The organism is Gemmata sp. (assembly GCF_051859125.1).
Classification (GTDB): Bacteria; Planctomycetota; Planctomycetia; order Gemmatales; family Gemmataceae; genus Gemmata.
The window spans coordinates 44,274-51,248 of sequence record NZ_JBHYGG010000251.1 but is presented as its reverse complement, the minus strand read 5'-3'; the positions used below and the strand labels follow the sequence as shown (position 1 = coordinate 51,248).

Annotated in this window: 6 protein-coding genes; 3 read left to right on the top strand and 3 right to left on the bottom strand. The window is 71.5% G+C overall.

Annotation, left to right across the window (positions count from 1 at the left end):
* Nucleotides 1-91 precede the first annotated feature (91 nt).
* Nucleotides 92-931 carry a DNA-methyltransferase gene (locus tag ACTIGN_RS22440; protein WP_439628000.1) on the bottom strand — a complete coding sequence of 280 codons (840 nt, stop codon included), beginning with the start codon at nucleotides 929-931 and terminating at the stop codon, nucleotides 92-94.
* Nucleotides 932-1,130: 199 nt separating this feature from the next.
* Here ACTIGN_RS22440 and ACTIGN_RS22435 point away from each other — a divergent pair, with 199 nt between their 5' ends.
* From ACTIGN_RS22435 to ACTIGN_RS22425, 3 genes are all read left to right on the top strand, one after another.
* Complete coding sequence (locus ACTIGN_RS22435; protein WP_439627998.1) at nucleotides 1,131-1,922, top strand: ABC transporter permease; 792 nt, start codon at nucleotides 1,131-1,133, stop codon at nucleotides 1,920-1,922.
* 91 nt (nucleotides 1,923-2,013) lie between these two features.
* On the top strand, nucleotides 2,014-2,844 hold the full coding sequence (locus ACTIGN_RS22430; RefSeq protein WP_439627996.1) for an ABC transporter ATP-binding protein: 831 nt from the start codon (nucleotides 2,014-2,016) through the stop codon (nucleotides 2,842-2,844).
* A gap of 17 nt (nucleotides 2,845-2,861) precedes the next feature.
* The gene (locus ACTIGN_RS22425; RefSeq protein ID WP_439627994.1) at nucleotides 2,862-4,052 is read left to right on the top strand and encodes a glycosyltransferase family 4 protein; all 1,191 of its coding nucleotides are present in this window, start codon (nucleotides 2,862-2,864) and stop codon (nucleotides 4,050-4,052) included.
* Nucleotides 4,053-4,302: 250 nt separating this feature from the next.
* Here ACTIGN_RS22425 and ACTIGN_RS22420 read toward each other — a convergent pair whose 3' ends face one another.
* Both ACTIGN_RS22420 and ACTIGN_RS22415 read right to left on the bottom strand, forming a co-directional pair.
* Nucleotides 4,303-5,271, bottom strand: coding sequence for a CPBP family glutamic-type intramembrane protease (locus tag ACTIGN_RS22420; RefSeq protein ID WP_439627992.1), 969 nt, complete (start codon nucleotides 5,269-5,271; stop codon nucleotides 4,303-4,305).
* A 29-nt stretch (nucleotides 5,272-5,300) separates the two neighbouring features.
* The gene (locus tag ACTIGN_RS22415; RefSeq protein ID WP_439627990.1) at nucleotides 5,301-6,902 is read right to left on the bottom strand and encodes a hybrid sensor histidine kinase/response regulator; all 1,602 of its coding nucleotides are present in this window, start codon (nucleotides 6,900-6,902) and stop codon (nucleotides 5,301-5,303) included.
* Between the last annotated feature and the right edge of the window lie 73 nt (nucleotides 6,903-6,975).

Here is a 6,975-nt window from a genome sequence, read left to right as displayed (position 1 = left end):
CGCCAGCGAGGGGGTGTACCTTCACCCCCTCGCTGGCGCTCAGGGTTCGCCCGAGCCAACCACAAGAGTGACCCGTGGCCCGACGGGAGGGTCACACCTTCTCGGCCTTCCGCCGCGGCTTCGTCGCGGGCGGCTTCGCGGGCTCCGCGAAGTCGATCATCTGGAGCCGCTTGCGGACCGCGTCGGCGTACTCGTCGGACAGTTCCACGCCGAGGTAGCGGCGGTCGAGCTTCTTCGCGACGGCGAGCGTGGTGCCGCTGCCGGCGAATGGGTCGAGGACCAACTCGCCCGGGTTCGACGCGACCTTGATGATCCGCTCCAGCACCGCCTCGGGCATCTGGCACGGGTGGTTCAGCCGCTCGTGGAACGTGCCGCACACCCGTGGGACGTGCCACGTGTCGGTGTCGGCCCCGAAGTGCTCGTCGCTCTCCTGCGGCCGCAGCACCCACGTGTCGTCGGGCAGCTTGCCGACCGGGTTCGCGCGGCGGTCGGCGTAGGTCGTCATCCGGGCCGACGGCACCCGGACGGGGTCGGGGTTGAACGTGTACCGCTTCGGGTCGCGGACGTAGTAGAAGATGTGCGCGTGGCTCCGGTTGAACTTCTTCGAGCAGTTCACGCCGAACGTGTAGTGCCACACGATCCAGTTGCGGAGCGTGAGGCCCAGCGCGTCGAGCCGGACCTTGTGCTCGGCCGCGTACTCGTCGCCGATGGCGAGGAACAGCGACCCGGTTGGGCTCAGCACCCGCACGGCGGCGGCGAGCCACTTGTCGGCCCACGCGAGGTAATCGGCCTTCGCGCGGCGGTCGTCGTAGACGTCGTACTCGTACCCGATGTTGAACGGGGGGTCGGCGAACACCAGGTCGGCGCACCCGGCCGGGAGCGCCCCCAGTGTCTCGATGCAGTCCCCGGTGATGACCTCGTCGCGGCGCATGCGGACCCCCTCGCGGAACACGCGGACCAGTCGCGCGCACCGGCAATGGTGGCACATCCGCGGCGATTGCGCAAGGCCGATTCGGCGGAAAACCCGGCCCCGCGGGGCGGGCAAACTGGGCTGGCGGCGCACGGACCGGGTGGGTAAGGTCTCGCCACGGGCACGACGCCCAAGACTCGCACCACGGCCGGGGTCACGGATGATCCACCACGCCTCCGCAATGTGGAAGTTCCGCCACTTCCTGATGGCGCTCGTGAAGCTCGACCTCCGCCAGCGGTACCGCAAGTCGGTCCTGGGCATCGGGTGGTCGCTGCTGAACCCGATCGCGATGACGGTCGTGTTCACGGTCGTCTTCAGCAAGGTCCTCGGGGCCGGGGCCGACCCGATCGCCTACGCGGCCTCGGTCCTCACCGGCATGGCCGTGTGGTCGTTCCTCCGGGACTCGACGCTCCAGGGGTGCCGGTGCTTCCACGCCAACGAGGCGTACATCCGCCAGAGCCCGATCCCGTACACCGTGTACACGCTCCGCACCGCGATGGGGCAGGCGATCCACTCGTCCCTCGCGCTCGCGGTGGTCGTGGCGATGGTCGCCCTCTACCAGGGCGACCCGGCGGTCCTGCTCCGCGTCGTGCTCATGGCCCCCGGCATCGTGCTGGCGTTCCTCGCGGCGTGGGCCGCGGCGACGATCGCGGCGTTCACCACCGTGTTCTTCCACGACACCCAGCACCTGCTGGAGGTCCTGGCCCAGATCGTCTTCTTCATGACCCCGATCATGTACCCCCGCGGGCTCCTCGACGACAAGCAGCTCGGCTGGGTCGTTGACGCGAACCCGGTGTACTGGGTCCTGGAACTGACCCGCACGCCGCTGCTCACGGGGCACCTGCCGGCCCCCACGATGTACCTGGCCGGGGCGGGCGTCACGCTGGCCCTCGTGGGCCTGGCCGCGGGCGTGGTCGCGTGGCTCCAGAAGCGGGTCATCTTCGTCCTCTGAGCGTTCAAGGTAGTAGGCACACTCCGTGTGCCGTTCTTCTCTCGGCAGCGGCACACGGGGGTGTGCCTACTACTCCCGGCGGGGCACCAGCATGGCGAGCATCGACGTCACCGACGCATCGATCACGTTCACCGCGACGCAGAGCAAGCAGGTCACCCTCAAGGAGTACCTGCTCAAGGGGCTGTTCCGCCGGTCGGTGAACCCGCAGATCGCGATCCACGCGCTCACGGGCATCAACCTGACGGCCCGGGACGGCGACCGGATCGGCGTCATCGGCCACAACGGGGCCGGGAAGACCACGCTCCTGAAGCTGCTCGCCGGGATCTACACGCCGACCGCCGGGGCCGCGAGGGTCGAGGGCCGGGTGTGCTCGCTGTTCGACATCTCGGTCGGGTTCGAGAACGAGGCGACCGGCTGGGAGAACATCGTCTACCGGTCGTACCTCCAGGGCGAGAGCCCCGCGTCCCTCAAGGGGAAGATGCAGGAGATCGCGGAGTTCTCGGAACTCGGCGAGTTCCTGTCGATCCCGGTGAAGAACTACTCGGCCGGGATGCGGATGCGGCTCGCGTTCTCGATCGCCACCACGGCCCAGCCCGAGGTGCTCCTGGTCGACGAGGTGCTGGCCGTCGGCGACATGGCGTTCCAGATCAAGGCCAAGGCGCGGATGCGGGCGATGATGTCCGTGTCGCGGCTCATGGTGGTGGTGTCGCACGACCTGAACACGATCCGCGACACCTGCACCCGGGTGATCTGGATGCGCCGCGGGCAGATCGTTCAAGAGGGGCCGCCGCGGGAGGTGGTCCGGGCGTACAACCGCGACGCGACCGAGCGGGCGGCCGCCGCCGAGGCCCTGGTGGGCGGCCACGCGGTGACCGCGGCGGCCCCGCCCGAGTCCGAGCCCGAGGCCGCCAAGGTCGCGTGACGCGCACAGGAGCACCGATGCGGGTACTGTTCAACGGGGCGTCGGCGATCCGCCCGAAGACCGGCGTCGGCCACACGACCGCCAACCTGCACCGCGCGCTGGCCGCGGGGTTCCCGGGCGACGCGTTCTGGCTGTACCCGGGCGAGCAGATCCGCCGCGCCGCCACCCGCGCGTTCAAGCCCGCGGCCCGCGCCACCGGGTCCGTGTCGCCGCCGAAGCCGGGCACCCCGTCGCTCCTCAAGCGTCTCGCGCTCCGCGCCGCCCGCACCGGGTACGCGACGCACTTCCACGCCGCCGCACGGTTCGGCGGGTTCGACCTGTACCACGAGCCGAACCTCGTCCCGTTCCGGGTCCCGCTCCCCACGGTCGTCACGGTCCACGACCTGTCTGTGATCCTGTTCCCCGAGTGGCACCCGGCCGACCGCGTGAAGCGGTACGAGCAGGCGTTCGCCCGCGGCATCGAGGCCGCGGCGCACGTGCTCGTGGACTCGCACGCGGTCCGCTCCGAGGCGCTCCGCGTGCTGGGGCTGAGCCCCGGGCGGGTCACGACCGTGGCGTGCGGCATCGACCCGAACTTCCGCCCGCAGTCGCCCGACGAGGTGCGCGCCGTTCGCGAGCGGCTGGACCTGCCGCCCCGCTACCTCCTGTACGTCGGCACCGTCGAGCCGCGGAAGAACCTCACGACGCTGCTCCGCGCGTACTGCGACTTGCCCGACGCGCTCCGCGCCGCGTGCCCGCTGATCCTCGGCGGCTCGTGGGGGTGGAAGTCGGAGCCCGAGCGGGAACTGTTCGAGTCGGAGGCCAGGCACCGCGGCGTCCGCTACCTCGGGTACGTCGCCGACGCCGACCTGCCTGGGCTGTACGCCGGAGCCGACGCGCTGTTCTACCCGTCGCACTACGAGGGGTTCGGCCTGCCGCCGGTCGAGATGATGGCGTGCGGCGGGGTGTCGGTGGTGTCCACGGCGGCCGCGGTCCGCGAGGTAGTGGGCAACGCCTCGCCGCTCCTCGAACCGACCGACCTGCCGGCGTGGCGCGACGCGATGAAGCGGGCCATCACCGACCCGGACTCGCTCGCGGCGTACCGGAAGCTCGGCGTCGCCAACGCCAACCGCTTCACCTGGGAGAACGCCGCCCGGCAGACGCACGCGGTCTACAGGGCCGTGCTCGGGGTCGCGCCGGCGGAGCGGTCAACCCGCGCCGCCGCGTAGGCTGCGCCCCCAAATTCGAAATTCGAAGTACGAAGCACGAAAGAAGCACGCGGATCTTTGGCGCCCATTCCTGTGTCGAGTTGTGTGCCTCGAATCTTACGTTTAGCTGTGTTGTGATGCTGATGGGATACGCAGGAAGTGGCTGGCGGGCCGCCACGGAGGCCGCCCCTACCAAACCGTTCGCCTTGGGTTCGTAGGGGCCGCCCTCCGTGGCGGCCCGCGTGAGGCGAACGATTTCAACACAGCAATCTTACGTCACGCCGCCGCGTAGGACGTAGACCGCGGACACCGCGTTGAACAGCCCGTGAACGACCGCGGGGACGAGCACGCCCCGCGTCCGCACGGCGCACCAGCCCAGCCCCAAACCCAGCAGAAACAGCGGCACCGGCGACGGCCACACGCTCGAGTGGATCGCCGCAAATAAGGCCGCGGTCGCGTACACGGCGCGAACGTGCCGCTTGCCGCGCCGCACCGTCACCCACACCAGTCCCAGCCCGCCCGCCAGCACCGCCGCGAACACGATCGGTCCCACTTTCCCGCTCAGCGCCGCGACCGCCACAGCGAACCCGACCACGATCCACGGCCGCAGCGCGGCGGGGGTCGCGGGCGGCGGCTCGGCCGCGGGCGGGCGGGGCCGCGACCCGATCACCCACGGGAGCAGGACGCCGCGGAACAGCACCTCCTCGATCAGCGGGGCCGCGACGCACGCCTGCAAAATGAACAGGAGCCGGGTGAATTCGTCGCCCCCGGTGAACTTCGCGAGCGGGTGCTCGTCGGGCTTCATCCCGGCCGCGGTGAAGAGTTGAACGATGCCCGCGTGGAACAGCAGCACCGCGGGCGTGAGCACCGCCCACACCGCCACGGCGGGGGGGAGCGCCGCGAACGGGTTCGCCCACGGGACCGGCCACTTCGGGTACAGAAAACGGACCGTGATCGCGAGGAACGCGAGTTGGATCGGGAGCGCGACGACGCCGACGGCGAGCGACGGGAGTTGGGACTGTGCGACGGCGAACGGGATCGTGACCGCGACCAGCAGGAACGCGGCGAACACCTCGAACCCGCCCCACGGCACCCGCCACGGGCTCCACGCCGGCAGCGCGAGGGGCCGCCCCGCCCCGCCCAGCGCCCGCCCGAGGAGCCCGAGCGGAACGGCGACGGCCGACACGATCACGCCGGCCGCCGCCATCTGCGCCGCTTCGGTCGTGAACTCGCCGGGCACGCCGCACTCCTCCCGAACCCGGGGGCTCGTCATCGCTTCGGGAGCTGGTCCGCGAGCAGCGCCTGGAGTTCGTCGGGCTCGACGGGCTTGGTGAGGTGCGCGTCGAACCCGGCCTCGGCGGCGCGGCGGCGGTCCTCGGGCTGACTGTGCCCCGTGAGCGCGACCAGGAACACCGACTGGCCCAGCGCGGCCCGCACCCGGGCCGCGACGGTGTACCCGTCGAGTCCCGGCAATCCGATGTCGATGAGCGCGACCTCGGGGCGGACGGCCAGGGCGACCGCGATGCCGCTCGGCCCGTCCTCGGCGACGTCGACCCGGTGCCCCATCAGCCCGAGGAGCGTGGCCAGGCTGTCGCGGCCGTCGGCGTTGTCCTCGACGATCAGCACGTGCCGCGCGGCGGCCGCGGCCGCGGCCGCCGGGGCGGTCGCGGATTCGGTCTCGGCGGGCACCTCCAGCAGCGGGAGCCGGATGGTGAACTCGCTCCCCCGCCCGACGCCGTCGCTGGCGGCGGCGATCGTCCCCCCCTGGAGTTCGACGAGCCGCCGGACGAGGGTGAGGCCGATGCCCAGGCCGCCCTGCCGCCGGTCCGCCCCCAGGTCGACCTGGGTGAACAGGTCGAAGATGTGCTTGAGCATGTCGGCCGGGATGCCGTTGCCGTTGTCCCGCACCCGCACGACCGCCTCGGCCCCGTCGCGGGCGGCCGCCACGGCGATCCGCCCGCCGTCGGGGGTGTACTTCGCGGCGTTGTTGAGGAGGTTCACGAGCACCTGGATGAGCCGGGACTCGTCCGCGAACACGGGGAGCGGGACCGGCGGCACCGCGAGCCCCAGCGCGTGCTTCCGGGACTCCCGCAGCGGCGCGTTCATCTGCACCGCCTTCTCGATGGCGTCGCGGAGGTCCACGCGGTCCTGGCGGAGCGTCAGCTTGTTCTGCGAGATCCGGGCGACGTCGAGCAGGTCCTCGACGAGCCGGGTCATCTGCGTCACCTGCCGGTCCATCATCTCCCGGAGCCGGCGGACGGTCTCCGGGGAGTCGCCGCTGAGCCGGACGACCTCCAGGGAGTTTCGGAGCGGGGCGAGCGGGTTGCGGAGCTCGTGGGCGAGGGTGGCGAGGAACTCGTTCTTCCGCCGGTCCGCCTCCCGCAGCGCGTCGGCGTGGTGCCGCGCGCCCTCTTCGAGCTGCTGGAGCTGGTCCTCGCGGTACTCGACGTACCGGGCGACGCTCGTCTCGATCGACTCGTCCAGGGCCAGCCCGATGGCCTGCACCTCGACCAACCGGAGCGGCCGGTCGAGGTAGTCGTCGAGGTACTCGAGGACGACGAGGCGGAGGATGCGGAAGTCGCGGATCAGTTCGGACAGCGACCACCCGGTCTGCCACCGCTGCTCGGCGTGCCGGTGCGCGACGCGGCAGTGGTGGGTCGCGTCCCCGGGCTCGGCGAGGCTGGCCCCGAGTTCCTCCAGGAACGTGGGGAGTTCGTCGAGGAGCACGGCGTGGTGGACCCGCCGGGCGGTGGGCTGCTCGGCGGCGGCCCGGTGCGCCCACCGGTCGATGAGGACCGTGCTGTCGCGGCGGATGATCGCCCCGATCTCTGCGTACCGCCCGGCCCGGATCTCGGTGGCGTCAGTTGACACGCTCGGTGGTCCTCAGCGGAGGCGCGGTGGTAGGTGGGTGCGCGGTGGGGAGGTGGCAATTGTATCAGGTGGG

Coding starts and splice junctions, on each gene's coding strand:
- ACTIGN_RS22425 (WP_439627994.1), top strand. CDS start 2,862: ATGCGGGTACTGTTCAACGGGGCGTCGGCGATCCGCCCGAAGACCGGC.
- ACTIGN_RS22440 (WP_439628000.1), bottom strand. CDS start 931: ATGCGCCGCGACGAGGTCATCACCGGGGACTGCATCGAGACACTGGGG.
- ACTIGN_RS22435 (WP_439627998.1), top strand. CDS start 1,131: ATGATCCACCACGCCTCCGCAATGTGGAAGTTCCGCCACTTCCTGATG.
- ACTIGN_RS22430 (WP_439627996.1), top strand. CDS start 2,014: ATGGCGAGCATCGACGTCACCGACGCATCGATCACGTTCACCGCGACG.